Source organism: Aestuariivivens sp. NBU2969, from assembly GCF_019931125.1.
Classification (GTDB): domain Bacteria; phylum Bacteroidota; class Bacteroidia; order Flavobacteriales; family Flavobacteriaceae; genus Aestuariivivens; species Aestuariivivens marinum.
In genome coordinates, this window is the sequence record NZ_JAIOUU010000003.1 from 191031 (window position 1) to 210052 (window position 19022).

Sequence of the window (19022 nt, forward strand, 5' to 3'; positions counted from 1 at the left end):
TTACAGGCGATTAAATAGTAAAATGGTGGTGGTTACCAACGACAATATGGTAGCTACGGCACTAATATTTTGCAAGGCATTGGTACCCGTACCCCATGATTTTTGTCTTAAGGGTTTTACATAAATCATATCATTGGGTTGAATATAGTAATAAGGCGATTGCATCACTTGCCTATCGGTTAAATCGATATGGTGGATCTTTTGGCCATCAGGGTATTGCCTTATAATAAGCACATCCTTTTTGTTTCCTGTATCCGGTATATCGCCAGAGTTGGCAATAGCCTCAAAAATATTGGCGCGCTCCTGATATAATATTTTTGTGCCTTTACCATTAATTTCGCCGTAGGTTGTGTATTTTAATCCTGTAAGTTTAACCGTAACAAAAATATTGGCGGTTTCCTTAAACTGGTCTTCCAAAAGTTTTTTAGTAATGAGCTGCTCAATTTCCTTAGCTGTATATCCCAAAACAGATAGTTCACCAAGTTCTGGAACACGGATCTTACCATGTAAATCTACCGTAAACCCATCAAAATAGGCACGCTCACCGGCGGTAGCGTTTAAATTACCCTCCCCAATGGGGTTAAATATCTCTGCGTTTTCTTGATCGGTTACTTTGATACGTATATTTAAAATGTCATTGATTTGAACACGATAAGGCTTTTGCTGTTCTACTATAACAGGGATCGAATCGGTTGCCTGGGCCTTATTTTGTAAATAAAGCGTATCCTTATAAGGAATGCAGGACACCAACGCAACCTGCATAAGTATAATGGTAATAAAAAAAGCGTTTTTCATATTGAGGCCTAATGCTTAGTCACAAAGCTACATATTTTTTTATTATATCGAACGCCCTAACTCCGCCCTAATTTATAATGGAGGTGGGTTCAAAGCACATATTATGGATAACCAAAATGTGCTTTTTAGCTGGCAGGCGAGTGTCAATGGATTGAAGAAGTCGTAAAAACCTATGCTGTTTGACGACCAACGGAAGGAGTTCATAGGTTTTAGGCTTCAAAATCCTTTTTGACCGCCGAAGCTGTAAGCACTAGACTTTTTTGGTTCTTTTTTTGGCAATGAAAAAAAGAACAAAACCAAACTCCCCTTTCTCCCGCTTTACAGCGGCATTCATTCCCCTCTTAAGCTTAAGAGGGGAACAAGTGATATTAAACTTTATGGCAAACTAGCTCCTCCCTTGCCCTGTAAGGGAGGTGACTAAATGCAATAGCATTTAGACGGAGGGTTCAAAGCGGATATTATCACAAACCAAAATGTGCATTGTAGCTGGCAGGCGAGTGTCAATGGATTGAAGAAGTCGTAAAAACCTATGCTGTTTGACGACCAACGGAAGGAGTTCATAGGTTTTAGGCTTCAAAATCCTTTTTGACCGCCGAAGCTGTAAGCACTAGACTTTTTTGGTTCTTTTTTTGGCAATGAAAAAAAGAACAAAACCAAACTCCCCTTTCTCCCGCTTTACAGCAGGATTCATTCCCCTCTTAAACTTAAGAGGGGAACAAGCAATATTAAACTTTAAGGCAAACCAGTTCCTCCCGGGCCAAGCGTAAAAAAACAGTCTAGTAGACTGTTTTAGCGAAGGAGCCAGATGGCGCATGGCAAAGAGGTGGCTCACGCTTACAGCGTGAGACGGAGGGTTCAAAGCGGATATTATCACAAACCAAAATGTGCATTGTAGCTGGCAGGCGAGTGTCAATGGATTGAAGAAGTCGTAAAAACCTATGCTGTTTGACGACCAACGGAAGGAGTTCATAGGTTTTAGGCTTCAAAATCCTTTTTGACCGCCGAAGCTGTAAGCACTAGACTTTTTTGGTTCTTTTTTTGGCAATGAAAAAAAGAACAAAACCAAACTCCCCTTTCTCCCGCTTTACAGCAGGATTCATTCCCCTCTTAAGCTTAAGAGGGGAACAAGCAATATTAAACTTTATATTAAATCAGCTCCTCCCTTGCCCTGTAAGGGAGGAGGCTAAATGCTTTAGCATTTAGACGGAGGGTTCAGTAATAGTTCAATTAAAAACCGTAACTAGCTCCAATCCTTAATAATCAAACTCCCCGACCACACTAATCGTGTACCTACCCCCCTTTGTCATAAGAGGAGAACAAGTGATTTTAAACCTCCTAAACTTCCCATATTTTTCCGTTCTTTGCAAAAAAAGACCCATTGAATTACCTAACAGTTGAAAACATATCGAAATCCTACGGCGAATTAACGCTTTTCGAGAATATTTCCTTCAGCATACATAAAGACCAAAAAATTGCTTTTGTAGCTAAAAACGGTACGGGAAAAACCTCTATTCTAAACATCCTTTCGGGTGAAGATCAAGCCGATTCAGGTAATATCATTTACCGAAAAGACATTAAAGTATCCTTTTTGGCGCAAGACCCAAAGTTTGATAGTTCGCTTACGGTTGAAGACACCATTTTTGCCAGTGACAACCCCATTTTAAGCATTATTGACGATTACGAAAAAGCACTTTTAAATCCCAACGACACCGAAACCTACCAAAAGGCATTCGAAGCCATGGAACAGCATCAGGCCTGGGATTTTGAGACCCAATACAAGCAAATCCTTTTTAAACTGAAACTGGATGATATAACATTAAAAGTTGGTACGCTTTCGGGCGGACAAAAAAAAAGGCTGGCATTGGCCAACGTCCTAATCAATAAACCCGATTTGCTCATCTTAGATGAGCCCACCAACCATTTGGATCTAGAAATGATAGAGTGGTTGGAAGCTTTTTTTGCCAAAGAACAAATTACCTTGTTTATGGTAACCCACGACCGGTATTTTTTAGAAAGGGTCTGTAATGAAATCATTGAACTGGATGAAGGTCAGCTCTATAGCTATAAAGGTAATTATTCCTATTACCTTGAAAAACGGGAGGCCCGTATAGAACGGGAAGCAGTAGAAACCGGAAAGGCCAAGCAACTCTTTAAAAAGGAACTGGAATGGATGCGCCGGCAACCCAAAGCCAGAACGACCAAATCCAAATCGCGTATAGACGATTTTAAGGACATCAAGCACCGTGCCCACCAACGTCGCAAAGACCATCAAGTGCAATTGGAACTCAATATGGAACGCTTGGGCAGTAAAATTATAGAGTTTCATAATGTTTCTAAAGCCTTTAAGGATAAAACCATTTTAAACAGATTTGATTATACCTTTAAAAAGGGGGAACGCATAGGGATTATTGGAAAAAACGGTACAGGAAAAACCACCTTTCTAAATATTTTAACCCAAGTCGCAAAACCCGATTCGGGCAAGGTGGTGAAAGGCGATACGGTTAAATTTGGATACTACACCCAAAACGGCATTAGCATAAAACCAGAACAAAAGGTCATTGATGTTATTCGAGAGTTTGGAGATTACATTCCATTAAAAAAAGGCCGACAGATTAGTGCTCAACAACTATTGGAACGCTTTTTATTCAGCAGAAAAAAACAATACGATTTTGTTGAAAAACTAAGTGGTGGTGAACGCAAGCGCCTGTATTTGTGTACCGTGTTAATTCAAAACCCTAATTTTTTAATCCTTGATGAACCTACCAACGATCTGGATATTGTTACCCTGAACGTTTTGGAAGAATTTCTACTGGATTTTCCTGGTTGTATTATCGTTGTATCGCACGATCGCTATTTTATGGATAAGGTTGTAGATCATTTATTTGTATTTAAAGGTGAGGGTATAATTGAAGATTTCCCTGGAAACTATACCGATTATAGAATTTACGAAGATAGCCAACCCATTGTAAGTACAACTTCTGAAAATAAAAAGGATAAAACGGCATGGAAACAAAATGAAGCATCAAAACTCTCCTATAATGAAGAAAAAGAACTAAAGAATATAGAAAGCAAGTTGAATAGCTTGGCCTATGACAAAAAGGAATTGGAAAGCAAATTTAACAACCCCGATTTAACCCAAGAAGAGATCAACACCCTTTCAGATGAATTACAACAACTTATAAAAACCATTGAAGCTAAAGAAGAACGCTGGTTTGAACTATCGGCTAAACTGGAGGAGTAATTCTTTGTCACCTCGAGCGTGATACAATACCATATATTATCTCTACTGTCAGGGTGAGCGCAGTCGAACCCCAATTTATTTTATTATGTTTGTATTACCTAAACACCTACTATCATTTAACTATGCTTATTTATTATGTATACATACTCCAATGTAAAGATGGTAGTTACTACACAGGAATAACCAGTGATTTAGAAAAAAGATTTGCTGAACATCAATCTGGCTTCAAAAAAGATTCATATACCTGTAAAAGAAGACCTTTAACTTTAGAGTTTTATCAAGAATTTAATGATGTCGAACAAGCTATATATTTTGAAAAGAAAATAAAAAAATGGACTAAGGCTAAAAAAGAAGCCTTAATAAAAGGAGACTTTAATATGTTGCAAATACTTTCAGAGTGTAGAAATGCAACTCATTTTAAATATAGGTGATGCAGCCAAGAGGCTTCGACTGCGCTCAGCCTGACAATCAAATACTTTATCTTTAAGTGCATCAAACATTCCAATACATAAAGTTTCTACTTAAATCTACCAACCAACATGGTGTACACTCCCCTTTTGTGTATAATTTGGCTACAAAATGTTTTTATGACAGAACAGTGTATAAAGACTATAAAACAATCACCAAATACAGGAAAAAACTATTAAAGAACAATACTAAAATTTTGGTAACCGATTTGGGCGCAGGCTCTCAAATTATGAAACACCAAGAGCGTAGCATTTCCCAAATGTCCAAACACGCTGGCACAACCCTCAAAAGAGCCAAACTCTTATATAGGCTTAACCGCTATTTTAAGTTTGAACATATTTTAGAGCTGGGCACATCGTTGGGCGTTGCAACACACGCATTAAGTTTAGGCTATCCAGAATCCTATATCGAAACTATTGAAGGATGCCCTACAGTTTCTAAATTCACCATACAACAGTTTAAAAATCAGAAAATAAAAAATGTTAGTTTCATTGTAGACGACTTCAACAATTACCTTAAACAAGAAACCTTAAACCCTAAACCAAGGTATGACCTTATCTTCTTTGACGGCAACCATCAAAAAGAAGCGACTTTACATTATTTTGAATCGTTATTGAAAACCATCCATAATGATTCTGTATTTATCTTTGACGATATTTATTGGAGTAATGGCATGACAGAAGCTTGGAAAACCATAAAACAGCATCCAAAAGTTACCGTAACCATTGACACTTTTTACTGGGGTTTCGTCTTTTTTAGAAAAGAACAGGCTAAAGAGCATTTTACGATTAGGGTTTAAAAACGTAAATTGCCTAAACTATTCCAACTTTAAATCATGCTTTGGATTCTAATAATAGGTTTTTAATTATAACATTTTTTGTTGGTAATTCTAGTGGACAAATAAAGAGACTTCAAAAAGAATAATAAGTTAAAGAAAGTAAATAAGAAATTAAAAAAGGAAGTTATTATTTTATTTCTAATAGTCTATCTTTAATCTTCAACTGTCATTCCTATGTTTGTGAATATGTGGCAAAAAAATCTTTTAACTTCTAACTTTTAACCTTTAACTTTGAAATTATGAAGATTTACACCAAAACAGGAGACCAGGGCACAACAGCTTTATTTGGAGGCACCCGAGTACCAAAACACCATATTCGTATTGAAAGTTACGGCACCATAGATGAGTTAAACTCCCATTTAGGGTTAATTCGCGATCAGGACATCCATGAGGATTATAAAAATGTAATTATTAATATTCAAGAACTCCTGTTTACTATTGGTGCTATATTAGCTACCGACCCCAAAAAGGCTATATTAAAGAATGGTAAGAAACGCTTGAATATTGAAAAAATAAGCGCTAAAGACATTGAACATTTAGAGCAAGAAATGGACCTAATGAACGAAAACCTCGCACCAATGACACACTTTGTTCTTCCTGGTGGCCACCAAACCGTGTCATTCTGTCATATAGCACGTTGTGTATGCAGACGAGCAGAGCGTTTAGCATCTGCTTTAAACGAGTTGGAACCGTTTGAACCTAATGCCTTAATATACCTAAACCGCCTTTCTGACTATCTTTTTGTATTGGCACGGAAGTTGACCTACGACTTACAGGTAAATGAAATTAAATGGATTCCTGAGAAGCATTAAATTTTAGTCATTGTGAAGCATTTGAAAAATGTTGTGGCAATCTGTTAAATGAAATAAAGATTACCTCATCGCAAAAGCTCATTGTAATGACCATATATTAAGCGAAACTTAGGCCATGCTTAGGGATTACAGCGGCATCCTTTTTAAAACCTGAATGAAACAATATATTGTAAGTACTGGAATTTGGCAGATTGCCACGTTCTTCATGTTGCAATGACATTTTAAAAAGATATAGCGGAAAGCCCGACCAAAAAAGGTAACGCCAAAAAAACAATTAAAATCCTAGTGATTTTGAAAAATTGGGCCTTTTAAAGATTTTGATTTCAGATGATTATAACACAAAATAAACGCTCTTTTAAGTAATGATTAAATAATTCATTTTTTTCTTGTTAGTTTGAACTAAAAAATTATTTTTGCACAAAATTAAACGCATAAAGAAATGTATTGGACTTTAGAACTTGCATCCTACTTAAGTGATGCGCCCTGGCCAGCAACCAAGGACGAGTTAATAGATTATGCTATTAGAACCGGTGCCCCTTTAGAGGTTGTTGAAAATTTACAATCAATTGAAGATGAAGGCGATTCTTATGATTCAATTGAAGAGATTTGGTCTGATTATCCAACAGATGAAGATTATCTGTGGAACGAAGATGAATATTAAATAAAAGCATAAAGAATAGTTAAAAAGTCTCGATTTTGAGACTTTTTTTTATTCAAATAATTAAACATAGTGTATCTTTGAATGCCTTAAAACGCACAAAAAACACTACTAAAATAACTGGAGAAGGGACCTGAAAAAGTTACTTTTTGTCAATCTGAACCATTACACTGAGCTTGGCGAAGTGTTGTTTCAGATTCTGAAATAAATTTAGAATGACAGATTCCAAACGTATTAGACTTCCTTATTCACTAAAATAATATACACCCATGAGTTTTTTAAATTCTGTATTGAAGGTTTTTGTTGGAGACAAATCCAAACAGGACGTAAAGTCCATTATGCCCATTGTAGACCAAATAAAAACCTTTGAATCGGCACTAGAAGCCTTATCACATGACGAATTAAGAGCTAAAACAACCGAGTTTAAAGCGAAAATAGCAGAGACCAACAAAGCCATAGATGAGGAAATTGCAAATCTGCTGGAAGAAGCTGAAAACACCGAAGACATAGACCGCCGTGAAGATATTTATCAGGACATTGATAAACTAAAGGACGACGCCTATAAAATAACCGAAGATGTATTAAACGACATCCTGCCCGAAGCCTTTGCCGTTGTAAAAGAAACCGCCAAACGCTTTGTAAACAACACATCCATTACGGTTAAGGCCAACGAATTTGACAGATCTCTCTCAGGGAACAAAGATTATATTACTTTAGATGGCGACAGTGCCATATATTCCAATTCATGGGATGCCGCCGGCAAACCCATAACCTGGGACATGGTACATTACGACGTACAGCTTATAGGCGGTATTGCTTTACATCAAGGTAAAATTGCCGAAATGCAAACGGGTGAAGGTAAAACCTTGGTGGCTACCCTTCCCGTTTATCTAAACGCTTTAGCTGGCAAAGGTGTACACCTGGTAACGGTAAACGACTACTTGGCCAAACGTGATAGTGCATGGATGGCACCCATTTTTGAATTTCATGGCTTGAGTGTAGACTGTATAGACTACCACCAACCCAACTCGGCGGCACGTAAAAAAGCCTATAATGCCGATATTACTTATGGTACCAATAACGAATTTGGTTTTGATTACCTAAGAGATAACATGGCCCATGCACCAGACGATTTGGTACAACGTCCACACCACTATGCTATTGTAGATGAGGTGGATTCTGTATTGGTGGATGATGCCCGTACCCCATTGATTATTTCAGGTCCTATTCCAAAAGGCGATCGTCATGAATTTAATGAACTTAAACCAAAAGTTGATGATATTGTTGGTGTACAACGTAAATATTTAACCGGGGTTCTAGCTGAGGCTAAAAAATTAATAAAAGAAGGTGATACCAAGGAAGGTGGTTTTCAATTGCTACGCGTGTTTCGAGGAATGCCAAAAAACAAGGCGCTTATTAAATTCTTATCGGAAGAAGGCATCAAGCAACTACTTCAAAAAACCGAAAATTTTTACATGCAGGACAACAATAGGGAAATGCCTAAGGTTGATGCCGAACTGTACTATGTAATTGACGAAAAAAACAATCAAATAGAGCTTAGCGATAAAGGGGTGGAATATCTTTCTGGAAAAGATGATCCTAACTTTTTTGTGATGCCAGAAATAGGGCTTGAAATAGCCCAAATTGAAAAGCAAGGTTTATCCCCTGAAAAAGAAGCCAACCTCAAGGAAGAATTATTCAAAGATTTTAGCGTCAAGTCGGAGCGTATCCATACCCTTAATCAACTTTTAAAAGCATACGCCTTATTTGAAAAAGACACCCAGTACGTGGTTATTGACAATAAGGTTATGATTGTTGATGAACAAACGGGACGTATTATGGACGGTCGTCGCTATAGTGATGGTTTGCACCAAGCGATTGAAGCTAAGGAAAATGTAAAAATTGAAGATGCCACCCAGACTTTTGCCACGGTAACCCTCCAGAATTACTTTAGAATGTACCGCAAACTTTCGGGTATGACGGGTACTGCTGTAACAGAGGCCGGGGAATTATGGGAAATCTACAAATTGGATGTGGTTGAAATCCCAACCAACCGCCCTATTGCCAGAGACGATAAGGACGATTTAGTCTATAAAACCAAGCGTGAAAAGTATAATGCCGTTATTGAGGAAGTGACCCAACTATCGCAAGCTGGTCGTCCGGTTTTGATTGGTACCACCTCGGTAGAAATTTCGGAGTTACTTGGTAAGATGTTGAGCATACGTAAAATACCACATAACGTACTGAACGCGAAACTTCATAAAAAAGAAGCCGATATTGTTGCCGAAGCAGGTAGACCTGGGCAGGTAACCATTGCCACTAACATGGCCGGTCGTGGTACGGACATTAAATTAACCGAAGAGGTTAAAAAGGCTGGTGGATTGGCCATTGTGGGTACCGAACGTCACGATTCGCGCCGTGTGGACCGCCAGTTACGTGGTCGTTCAGGTCGTCAGGGAGACCCAGGAAGCTCACAGTTTTATGTGTCGTTAGAAGATAATTTAATGCGCTTATTTGGTAGTGAACGCATTGCCAAAATGATGGACCGTATGGGATTGAAGGAAGGCGAAGTCATCCAACATTCCATGATTTCCAAATCCATTGAACGCGCCCAGAAAAAAGTGGAAGAAAACAACTTTGGGGTTCGTAAGCGTTTGTTGGAGTATGATGATGTTATGAATGCTCAACGTGAGGTGGTATACAAACGCCGTCGTCATGCCTTGCACGGTGAGCGCTTGCGTGTGGATTTGGCCAATATGATTTTTGATACTTCGGAAGGGATTTCTGAAACAAATAAGGGCGCTAACGATTACAAAAATTTTGAGTTTGAGCTGATTCGTTATTTCTCTATGAGCTCCCCCATTTCTGAAGCAGATTTCGAGAAATTAACCGCCCAAGAGATCACTTCAAAAATATACAAGGCAGCTTTTGAACATTACAGAGAAAAAATGGAGCGTAATGCCGATATTGCCTTTCCTGTGATTAAGAATGTATACGAAACACAAGGGGATAAATTCAAGCGTATTGTAGTGCCGTTTACAGATGGCGCAAAAACCTTGAATGTGGTTACCGATCTTGAAAAAGCATATGAAACCAATGGCAAGCAGTTAATTACCGATTTTGAAAAGAACATCACTTTGGCCATTATTGATGATGCGTGGAAAACCCATCTTCGTAAAATGGACGAATTAAAACAATCGGTACAACTGGCAGTCCACGAACAGAAAGACCCGCTATTGATCTATAAATTTGAAGCTTTTGAACTGTTCAAGGCTATGATAGACCAAGTGAACAAAGAGGTTATTTCATTCTTGTTTAAGGGTGAATTGCCACAGGAAACGCAAAACACAATACAAGAAGCACGTGCCAGAAAAAGAGAGAAGCTAAACACACAAAAGGACGAAATCCCTAATTTGGATGAGCGTTCAGCACAGGCTAGAGCTGCTGGTAATACTCAACGCAGACAAGAAGTTGTTGAAACCATTGTTCGTGATAGACCAAAAATAGGTCGTAACGACCGTGTAACCATTAAGCATGTCCTAAATGGTGAAAACAAAACCTTGAAATACAAGCAAGCCGAACCTTTAATTGCCAAAGGTGATTGGGTGTTGGTTGAGGATTAAATGACTTCCTTAAAAAGTAAATATTTAGAAATCCCGATAACAAACAGTTAATCGGGATTTTTTATTAGTCATTCAGAACGGAATGTAGTGAAGTGAAGAATCTCTTGTTGACCAAGGTTAATAAAGTTAAAATATCCTAGACAGAAAGAATGTACTCGAATTAAAATACAGATTCTTTAGTTTCACTAGTTCACGGGATCCTTCTAAACAACAATTTCAATAATAAACCCTACATTCGTTCCGGTACTTGAATACCAAGTACACTAAACGCATCTTTAATGGTAGATGCAACTTTTTGTGACAGTTGTACCCTAAATATTTTATCAGTTTCGGTATCTGCACCCAAAATAGAAACGTTTTGATAAAACGAATTGAATTCCTTAACCAAATTATAAGTATAATTGGCTATTAAAGCAGGACTATGCTGTTCTGCTGCAAATTGAACAACCTCTGGAAATGACTGCAATTGCTTGATAAGCTCTCGTTCCTTGATATGCAAATCGATTTTGACCACGCTGACTTTATAATTGAAATCGGCTTTTCGGATTATGGATTGAATACGCGCATAGGTGTACTGAATAAACGGTCCTGTATTGCCTTGGAAATCGATGGACTCCTTAGGATCGAACAAAATTCGTTTTTTAGGATCCACCTTAAGAATAAAATACTTTAGTGCTCCTAATCCAATAACTTTGTACAGCTCCTGTTTTTCTGCTTCGGTATAGCCATCAAGTTTCCCCAATTCTTCCGAAATCTCAGCGGCCGTTTGTGCCATTTCATCAATCAAATCGTCGGCATCAACTACTGTACCTTCCCTGCTCTTCATTTTTCCACTGGGCAAATCGACCATCCCATAACTCAAGTGATATAAGTTTTCAGCCCAATCAAAACCTAATTTTTTTAGAATTAAAAACAGTACTTTAAAGTGATAGTCCTGTTCGTTACCAACGGTATAGACCATACCACCTACCTCGGGAAAATCCTTGATACGCTGTATTGCAGTTCCAATATCCTGAGTCATATAAACCGCTGTGCCGTCGGCACGTTGTACAATTTTTTTATCAAGCCCTTCATCTGTTAGATCACACCACACCGAACCGTCCTCAGCCTTTTCAAAAACACCAGTTTTTAAACCTTCTGTTACAAGCTCTTTTCCCAACAAATAGGTGTTGCTCTCGTAATACAATGTATCGAAATCAACTCCAAGGTTTTTATAGGTTTCGTTAAATCCGTTGTAAACCCAACCATTCATTGTTTCCCAAAGTTCAACCACAGCTTTATCACCTGCTTCCCATTTACGGAGCATCTCTTGGGCTTCTATAAGAAGAGGTGCCTGTTTTTTGGCTTCTTCCTCTGGTATTCCCTTTGCTACTAAACCTTGAATCTCGGTTTTGTATTCTTGATCGAACTTCACATAATAATTACCAACCAGTTTATCTCCTTTCAAGCCTGTACTTTCTGGTGTTTCCCCATTACCAAACCTTTTCCAAGCCAACATACTTTTACAAATATGAATACCTCTATCGTTTATAATTTGTGTTTTATAGACTTTTTTACCCGAAGCTTTTAAAATTTCGGCAACACTATAACCTAAAAGGTTGTTTCTAATATGTCCTAAATGTAACGGCTTATTAGTATTTGGTGAAGAGTACTCCACCATTATGGCCTTCTCCTCTGGATTTGGCTTTACAAATCCGAAGTGATCTTGCTTGTAGATATTATTAAAAAAATTGATATAATACGAATCGTTAATCTCAAGGTTTAAAAACCCCTTAACAACATTAAAGGCTTTTACGTCTGTAGCATGTTCAAGCATATAAGCTCCAATAGTTTCACCTATCTGTACTGGATTGCCTTTAACAAAACGTAACAAAGGGAAAACAACCACGGTAATATCGCCAGCAAATTCCTTTCTTGTCGCTTGGAACTCCACTGTGTCGATATCTACTTGAAATGCTGATTTTACAGCTTGTTTTACCTGAATTTCTAATGTCTCTTGAAGAATCATCCTATCTTGATTAATAAGTGTGCAAAGATAGAATTTTTATCAAAAAATATGGTAGACTATCTATTATTACATAGTTTGTACTTTCAATAAAATTCATCCTCATTAACCATCAAAGTTGTTAATTCAACCGTATGTCCATCGGGGTCTTTGGTATATATGGAATGGAAAAAATAATGGTCTTGAATATTAAAATCCATATTCAATTGAGCATAACGCTCTTTAGCCTTTTCAAAATTCTCTTTGGTAACATGAAAAGCAAAGTGGTCAATCTTTATGTTCTTTGAAAAAGCATCCAATTTGGGATCATCTAATTTTGCAGGGAACAATGCAATTCCGGATTTACCCGACAGTAAAAATATGGGGTATGCTCCCCATTCCGGCAATTGGTACTTTTTAAGACCTAAGACCCGTTGATACCATTCAGCTGAAACACTCAAATCTCGAACACGAATAGCAACATGGTCCAAAAATCCAATTTCTATATTATCTTCTATAGTTTTTTCTTTTAAATTTTTAGTCAACTTTTTTACCTGCAACCAAACTTAACACTATAGCTACCAAACCTAAAGCAATGGTAATATAGGCATCCGTATTGTCTTGAGCCTCTACGCTAAAATCACCTATACTAACCGATGCTTCTGGCGCAATCAAAGTATAAATGCCATAAACTAATAATCCAAGTCCAGCAACTAAAAGAATTGTTTTAACTGATTTATTCATAATACAAATTAAGTAAGATTTACATGGTTAAGATACAAATTATTAACTTGAATTATAACCAATAATATTTAATGTTATTTAAGCACATATAAAAACAGACTTGTTTAAGGTGTATTTCATCGACAAAAGTGTAGTTTGTATATAATATTTGCCGTTAATCTATTCATCGATTTTTTAACGAATTTTTGCTATTCATTTCATCTAATTTATTGGTATTAAAACCTAAATATTAGCTTTTAATATGTGATTTTACAACTTTTGTTAAGCTATTAATTATCCATTTCAAGCAAAATAATTTAATAACGCTAAAAAATACATTTAAATTAGTAAACGATAGAGCACTCTTATTCCCTCAATGAAAGTCTCCTTAAGATACCTATTTATTAAATGATTTAGTTTAATGTAGATATTGTATGAGGAAATTAATTACGTTAGGCACTCTTTTAATTATGTTCTTAGGTTTTTCGCAAACCCAGGATATAGATAGCCTTACGATACAATTAGCCTTTCAAAAACAGGATACACTAAAAGCAAAGACTTCCTTAGAGCTCATTAAACTCCTCTACGATAAAAAAGATTATAACAAGGCTGTAAAGTTTATTGTTAAAACAGAAAAACTAGCTACAGATTTAGATTATAAAAAAGGGCTTGCCGATGTTATCTACTATAAAGCCTTAATTTATGCTCATAAAAACGATTATATCAATGCCATTAGTAGTTATGCAAAATGTAAGGACTTGTATAACACGCTCAATGATACACTTGGTATCGCAAAAGTGAATAATGGTATTGGCTTAATAGAAATTAAACGCGGTAATTATGCTAAAGGATTACAGTATGCCTTATCGGCTATTGAAATCCTAGAACAGCAAGATTTAAAACAGGAACTTAGCTTGGCGTATAGTAATCTTGCTGATGCTTATTATAATATAAGTGCCTATGATAAAGCGATTAACTTTTACTTAAAAGCCCTACCCTTACAACAAATCTTAGGAGATATTAAGGGCATTAACATATCTTACAGCAAATTAGCCGATTTATATTCCATGAAAAAGGAACATAGAAAAGCTATTGAATACTATAAAAATCTTTTAAATGCCAATATTGAAAACGACTCCATACAGGGCGTTGTTTCTGCTAAACTGGGCGGCGAATACTTGCAGTTTAACGACTTTACCAATGCTTCAAAATATTTATTACAAGGGTTAAACTTAAACAGACGTAATGACAACCAAGCTGGTTTATTGACCACCTTAAACCATTTAGGTACCTTAAATTTAAATCAAGGTCGATTGATTCTTGCCGAACGGCAATTATATGAAGCTGGAACCATGGCCAAAAGCTTAGATAACAAACAAGAACTCCTTAGGTATTACAATATAATGAAACGCTTGGACTCAACCAGAAAGCGATTTGATCGGGCTTTTGTATGGCAGCGTGAATATTACAGCTTAAAAACATCATTAGAACAAAAAAGATTGTCTGCTATTGACATCGATTCTAATATTGACATTGATATCAATCCAACTTTAAATTTAGACAATACAATTGAAGAAAGCGGTAAAACCTTAACGTCTCAAGCCGAAGTCGATAAACAGAAATCGTTTAAGCTATTGTTCTATATTTTACTGGCCATACTTGTTATGGCTATCGTATTTATTATTTTGACCAACTCTAAACGTATGGACAACATTAAACTGGTTCAGAGTTTAGAAGAAAAAAACCTAAAAGCCAACTTACAGCACGAAGCAGATCTCGAGCAAATAAAGCATTTAGAGAACATTAACAATGTAAAGGACAAGTTATTTTCCATTATATCGCACGATTTAAAGGATTCACTATCGTCTATTAATGGTTTTATAGACTTATTAAAAGACGATACGCTTTCTAAGGAAGAATTTGATAATTTAATCCCCGAATTAAGTGATAATGCAAGTAATGCTTCCCTATTACTGTTCAATCTTTTAAATTGGTCTAAATCTCAAATGCAATCACTTGAACCTAAACCTAGTCTGTTTGATATTCAAGAAGTTTTTGAGGACAAAGTAAATTTAGTTGAGCAACGTATGGCACAAAAAGGTATAAACCTTATTGATCATTCTTTACGCGATTTTGCTTATGCAGATAGAAGTATGATAGAAATCGTGATTCAAAACCTATTAGCCAATGCATTAAAGTTTTGTAATAAAGGCGACACGATTACAGTGTCCAACCATATCAGTAATGGTAGCTGTATTTTAAGTATTGCTGATACCGGTGTGGGAATTTCAAAAGAAAATCTTGGGAAGCTTTTTAAAAGTAGCACTTTTACCACTGCAGGAACCAATAACGAAAAGGGTACTGGTTTAGGTTTATCTATTTGTAAAGAACTGGTTGAACTTAATAATGGTAAAATATGGGTGGAAAGCACATTAAATGTTGGCACTACATTTTATGTACAACTACCAAAATCTAAGCCTGCTTAATACTTAGGCTTTTGGCAAAAAGACTTCTGCCATCATACAACGGGCACCACCACCACCACAAGCTTCAATAGTATCCAGTGAACTTGATAGTAAGTTTGTATGCTTTTCCAATTTTTGTACTTGTTCATTGGTCAATGCATTATATGCAGCTTGACTCATTATTAAATAACGGGAATCATTTTTGCCCCTCACTTGAAGCATATTACCTGCAAAGTGGTTAACTTGCTCTTCGGAAATATCAATTATATCCTTACCATCTTCCTTTAAATGCTTTAAAATATTTTTGCGTTCTTTTTTATCGTCAATACTATTTAAACAAATAACAGCAAAGCTTTCCCCTATGCACATCATCACATTGGTATGATAAATGGGCAATCGTTTATTATTAACCCATTGATAAGCGGTGAAAATAACTGGTGTAAATTCAAAATCTTCACAAAATTCTATAAACAAATCTTCATCTGCCCGGGCAGACAAGGCGCAATAGGCCTTTCGGCTTACACGATCCAACACTATACTACCGGTACCTTCGAGAAAAACACCTTCTTCTTCAGCACTTGTATAGTCTATAATATTTTTAATAATAAATCCTTGTTCTTCTAGGGTTAGCAATATATCTTCACGTCTTTCCAAACGTCTGTTTTCTGCAAACATGGGATAAAGGCCAACATCACCATTTTCATGAAAGGACACCCAATTGTTTGGGAATATAGAGTCTGGAGTATCATACTCGTTAGTATCACTAACAACAATCACATTAACCCCTATTTGTCTTAGCTTTTCAACGAAAGCATCAAATTCTTGTTGTGCCCTAATATTTACTGTTTCCGGTAAAATTTTATCCAAAACTTTTTGGTAGTAATTATTAATGGCCGTTTGCTCGTTCATCCTGTAATTTATTGGACGAATCATTAAAATGGTATTTGTGGTTTGCTGCATAATTTCTTAGAAATAAAAACTAGTCCCTTATTAAAGGTAGGGTTGTACAACGCAAGAGTCCTTCTTGTTTTCCTATTTCGGCGTAGGGCACCTCTTCTACCGTAAAGCCTTGCTCCCTAAGCCACTTATTTAAACGTATGAAACTTTTTTCGGAAATAACAACATCTTCCGAAATTGAGAACACGTTACTATACATCTCGTACATTTCATCCTTGGTTATTTCAAAAACATTGTCCTTTCCAAAAAAGTTTACGAGCCATTCATATTCCTCCTCTACCAAAAATCCGTTCTTATGAATAATAGCCTTTCCTTTACCCAAGGGATTAAAGCAACAGTCTAGATGCAATGCATTTTCTTTTGGATCTGTATTTGATTTTCGTAGTTCGAACGATTTCACCTTTTTATGAGGAAACATTTCCTGAATGGAAATAACAGCTGCTTTATTGGTCCTAGCAGTGATATAGCTAGCATAATCTTCACCCGTATAAGTACCAATAAAAATATAATCGTTCCAAGGCATAACATCACCACCTTCAACATGACAGTCTTCTGGCAAAACAATTCTGTTTTTTCTATCTATTTGGTTCCACACATAGCGTATGGCTTCAACCTCTTCTTCTCTATTGGGTAATATATTGGCACGTATTATCTTATCCTCTATTACGAAAGCAATATCCCTTGAAAAAATTTGATTGCAGTTTTCAATCACTTCAGGCCGATAAACCCTAACATCATATTTTTTAAAAACAGCAGCTACGGCCTCCATTTCTTGAACCATATCTTCTTCCTTTGGATAAGTACCAGCCAATACATGTTGAATGCTTTTAGGATCGTAACATTCTGAAACACTAGGTGTTGGTCCATTGCTTTTGGCTGTTCCTAAAATTACAGCTCTTAACCTAGATGTTTCATTTTTTACATTGAGTTTTAGCATAAAATTTTTTATCTGTATAAGTCTAAAAACAGACTTAATTTCAAGCTTCAAAACTAATGATTATTACACAATTTTTACATTATTCTAAAAAATATTACTTTAAAAAAGAAAAGCTTCATGAAAAACCCATGAAGCTTATAAATTCTATAAAATCTAATAATCTTATCTTTTGTCAATTGGCACAAAAGCCCTATATGTTTCACCTACATATAACTGTCTTGGCCTTCCAATTGGTTCACCATTTAAACGCATTTCCCGCCATTGTGCAATCCAACCTGGTAAGCGCCCCAAAGCAAACATTACCGTGAACATGTCGGTAGGAATACCCATAGCTCTGTAAATAATTCCTGAGTAGAAATCTACATTGGGATACAGTTTTCTATCAACAAAATATGGATCTTCCAAAGCTTCTTTTTCCAGACCCTTTGCTATATCTAATATAGGGTCTTCAATACCTAAATCACCTAAAACTTCATCAGCAGCCTTTTTTATAATGCGGGCACGGGGATCGAAATTTTTATATACTCTATGCCCAAAGCCCATTAAACGGAACGGATCATCCTTGTCCTTGGCTTTAGCCATATATTTTTTAGTATCACCTCCATCTGCTTTTATAGCTTCCAGCATTTCCAATACAGCTTGATTAGCCCCCCCGTGTAACGGCCCCCACAATGCAGAAATACCAGCTGAAAGCGATGCAAATAACCCCGCATGTGAAGAACCGGTTATTCTAACTGTAGATGTAGAACAATTTTGCTCATGATCGGCATGCAGGATTAATAATTTATCCAATGCATCAACAACCACTTTGTTTTGAACATAATCTTCATTGGGTTGCTTGAACATCATTTTCAAGACATTCTCTACATAACCCAAGTTCTTGTCACCATAATCTAACGGCAGGCCTTGTTTTTTACGCAAGGTCCAAGCTACCAATACTGGAAACTTACCTAGTATTTTTACAATGGCTTTATACATATCCTCTTCCGACTTAACATTTACAGATGAAGGATTAAAAGCTGTAAGTGCACTTGTTAAAGAAGAAATGATTCCCATAGGGTGTGCCGATTTCGGGAAAGCATCAACAATTTTCCTGACATCATCGTCAACAACAGATTGTGCTTTTATATCACTATGGAATCTTTCACTTTGTTCTTGAGTTGGAAGTTCTCCAAAAATAAGTAAGTAGGCCACTTCTAAAAAACTTGCTTTTTCTGCTAATTCTTCAATGGAATAGCCCCTATATCTTAATATGCCTTTTTCACCATCAAGAAATGTAATGCTACTGGCACAAGATCCAGTATTCTTATAGCCAGAGTCTAAAGTTATTACACCACTAGTAGCTCCTCTTAAGCTTTTAATATCTATTGCAACTTCATTCTCGGTTCCAGTAATTAATGGAAAGTCATATTTTTTCCCATCTATTTCAATGGTAGCAGTTTTTGCCATAAGTTCAAGTAAATTTATTTTGTTTAAGCGGAATGCTAAATTACAAAAAAAGAGCCTATTTTTAAAGTTTAT

The 19022-nt window shown here is 36.4% G+C and carries 15 protein-coding genes; 7 read left to right on the plus strand and 8 right to left on the minus strand.

Going from position 1 to position 19022, the window contains the following annotated elements:
- Positions 1-795 carry a polysaccharide biosynthesis/export family protein gene (locus tag K7G79_RS03850; protein WP_223549325.1) on the minus strand — a complete coding sequence of 265 codons (795 nt, stop codon included), beginning with the start codon at positions 793-795 and terminating at the stop codon, positions 1-3.
- A 1378-nt stretch (positions 796-2173) separates the two neighbouring features.
- On the opposite strand from K7G79_RS03850, the gene K7G79_RS03855 reads away from it, so the two are divergent.
- From K7G79_RS03855 to K7G79_RS03870, 4 genes are all read left to right on the plus strand, one after another.
- A complete protein-coding gene (locus K7G79_RS03855) occupies positions 2174-4036 on the plus strand; it encodes an ABC-F family ATP-binding cassette domain-containing protein (RefSeq protein ID WP_223549327.1) in 1863 nt (620 codons plus the stop codon).
- 122 nt (positions 4037-4158) lie between these two features.
- Positions 4159-4467 carry a GIY-YIG nuclease family protein gene (locus K7G79_RS03860; protein ID WP_223549329.1) on the plus strand — a complete coding sequence of 103 codons (309 nt, stop codon included), beginning with the start codon at positions 4159-4161 and terminating at the stop codon, positions 4465-4467.
- A 56-nt stretch (positions 4468-4523) separates the two neighbouring features.
- Positions 4524-5303 carry a class I SAM-dependent methyltransferase gene (locus K7G79_RS03865; RefSeq protein WP_223549330.1) on the plus strand — a complete coding sequence of 260 codons (780 nt, stop codon included), beginning with the start codon at positions 4524-4526 and terminating at the stop codon, positions 5301-5303.
- Between the two features lie 278 nt (positions 5304-5581).
- Complete coding sequence (locus tag K7G79_RS03870; protein WP_223549332.1) at positions 5582-6154, plus strand: cob(I)yrinic acid a,c-diamide adenosyltransferase; 573 nt, start codon at positions 5582-5584, stop codon at positions 6152-6154.
- A gap of 97 nt (positions 6155-6251) precedes the next feature.
- Here the strand turns inward: K7G79_RS03870 and K7G79_RS14720 are convergent, their stop codons facing one another.
- Positions 6252-6374 carry a hypothetical protein gene (locus K7G79_RS14720; RefSeq protein WP_255575938.1) on the minus strand — a complete coding sequence of 41 codons (123 nt, stop codon included), beginning with the start codon at positions 6372-6374 and terminating at the stop codon, positions 6252-6254.
- A gap of 219 nt (positions 6375-6593) precedes the next feature.
- Here K7G79_RS14720 and K7G79_RS03875 point away from each other — a divergent pair, with 219 nt between their 5' ends.
- Positions 6594-6815 (plus strand): DUF2795 domain-containing protein, encoded by a 222-nt coding sequence (locus K7G79_RS03875; RefSeq protein WP_019387375.1) that lies wholly within the window; start codon positions 6594-6596, stop codon positions 6813-6815.
- Positions 6816-7081: 266 nt separating this feature from the next.
- Positions 7082-10435, plus strand: coding sequence for a preprotein translocase subunit SecA (gene secA / locus K7G79_RS03880; protein WP_223549334.1), 3354 nt, complete (start codon positions 7082-7084; stop codon positions 10433-10435).
- Between the two features lie 229 nt (positions 10436-10664).
- Here the strand turns inward: secA and argS are convergent, their stop codons facing one another.
- From argS to K7G79_RS03895, 3 genes are all read right to left on the minus strand, one after another.
- Positions 10665-12443: an arginine--tRNA ligase gene (argS, locus tag K7G79_RS03885; RefSeq protein WP_223549336.1), complete on the minus strand. Its 1779-nt coding sequence runs from the start codon at positions 12441-12443 to the stop codon at positions 10665-10667.
- Between the two features lie 83 nt (positions 12444-12526).
- Positions 12527-12964, minus strand: a complete 438-nt coding sequence (locus tag K7G79_RS03890) for a VOC family protein (RefSeq protein WP_223549338.1) — start codon at positions 12962-12964, stop codon at positions 12527-12529.
- The gene (locus K7G79_RS03895; RefSeq protein WP_223549340.1) at positions 12957-13163 is read right to left on the minus strand and encodes a hypothetical protein; all 207 of its coding nucleotides are present in this window, start codon (positions 13161-13163) and stop codon (positions 12957-12959) included. Before K7G79_RS03895 ends, K7G79_RS03890 begins: the two co-directional genes overlap by 8 nt.
- A 413-nt stretch (positions 13164-13576) precedes the next feature.
- Between K7G79_RS03895 and K7G79_RS03900 the strand changes: the two genes are divergently transcribed.
- The gene (locus tag K7G79_RS03900; protein WP_223549342.1) at positions 13577-15628 is read left to right on the plus strand and encodes a tetratricopeptide repeat-containing sensor histidine kinase; all 2052 of its coding nucleotides are present in this window, start codon (positions 13577-13579) and stop codon (positions 15626-15628) included.
- A 3-nt stretch (positions 15629-15631) separates the two neighbouring features.
- Here the strand turns inward: K7G79_RS03900 and ctlX are convergent, their stop codons facing one another.
- The 3 genes from ctlX to K7G79_RS03915 form a co-directional block, all read right to left on the minus strand.
- Complete coding sequence (gene ctlX / locus K7G79_RS03905) at positions 15632-16567, minus strand: citrulline utilization hydrolase CtlX (protein WP_223549344.1); 936 nt, start codon at positions 16565-16567, stop codon at positions 15632-15634.
- 19 nt (positions 16568-16586) lie between these two features.
- On the minus strand, positions 16587-17501 hold the full coding sequence (locus tag K7G79_RS03910) for a dimethylarginine dimethylaminohydrolase family protein (RefSeq protein WP_223549346.1): 915 nt from the start codon (positions 17499-17501) through the stop codon (positions 16587-16589).
- 162 nt (positions 17502-17663) lie between these two features.
- Entirely contained in the window at positions 17664-18950 is a 1287-nt protein-coding gene (locus K7G79_RS03915; protein ID WP_223549348.1) for a citrate synthase, read from the minus strand.
- Positions 18951-19022: the final 72 nt, after the last annotated feature.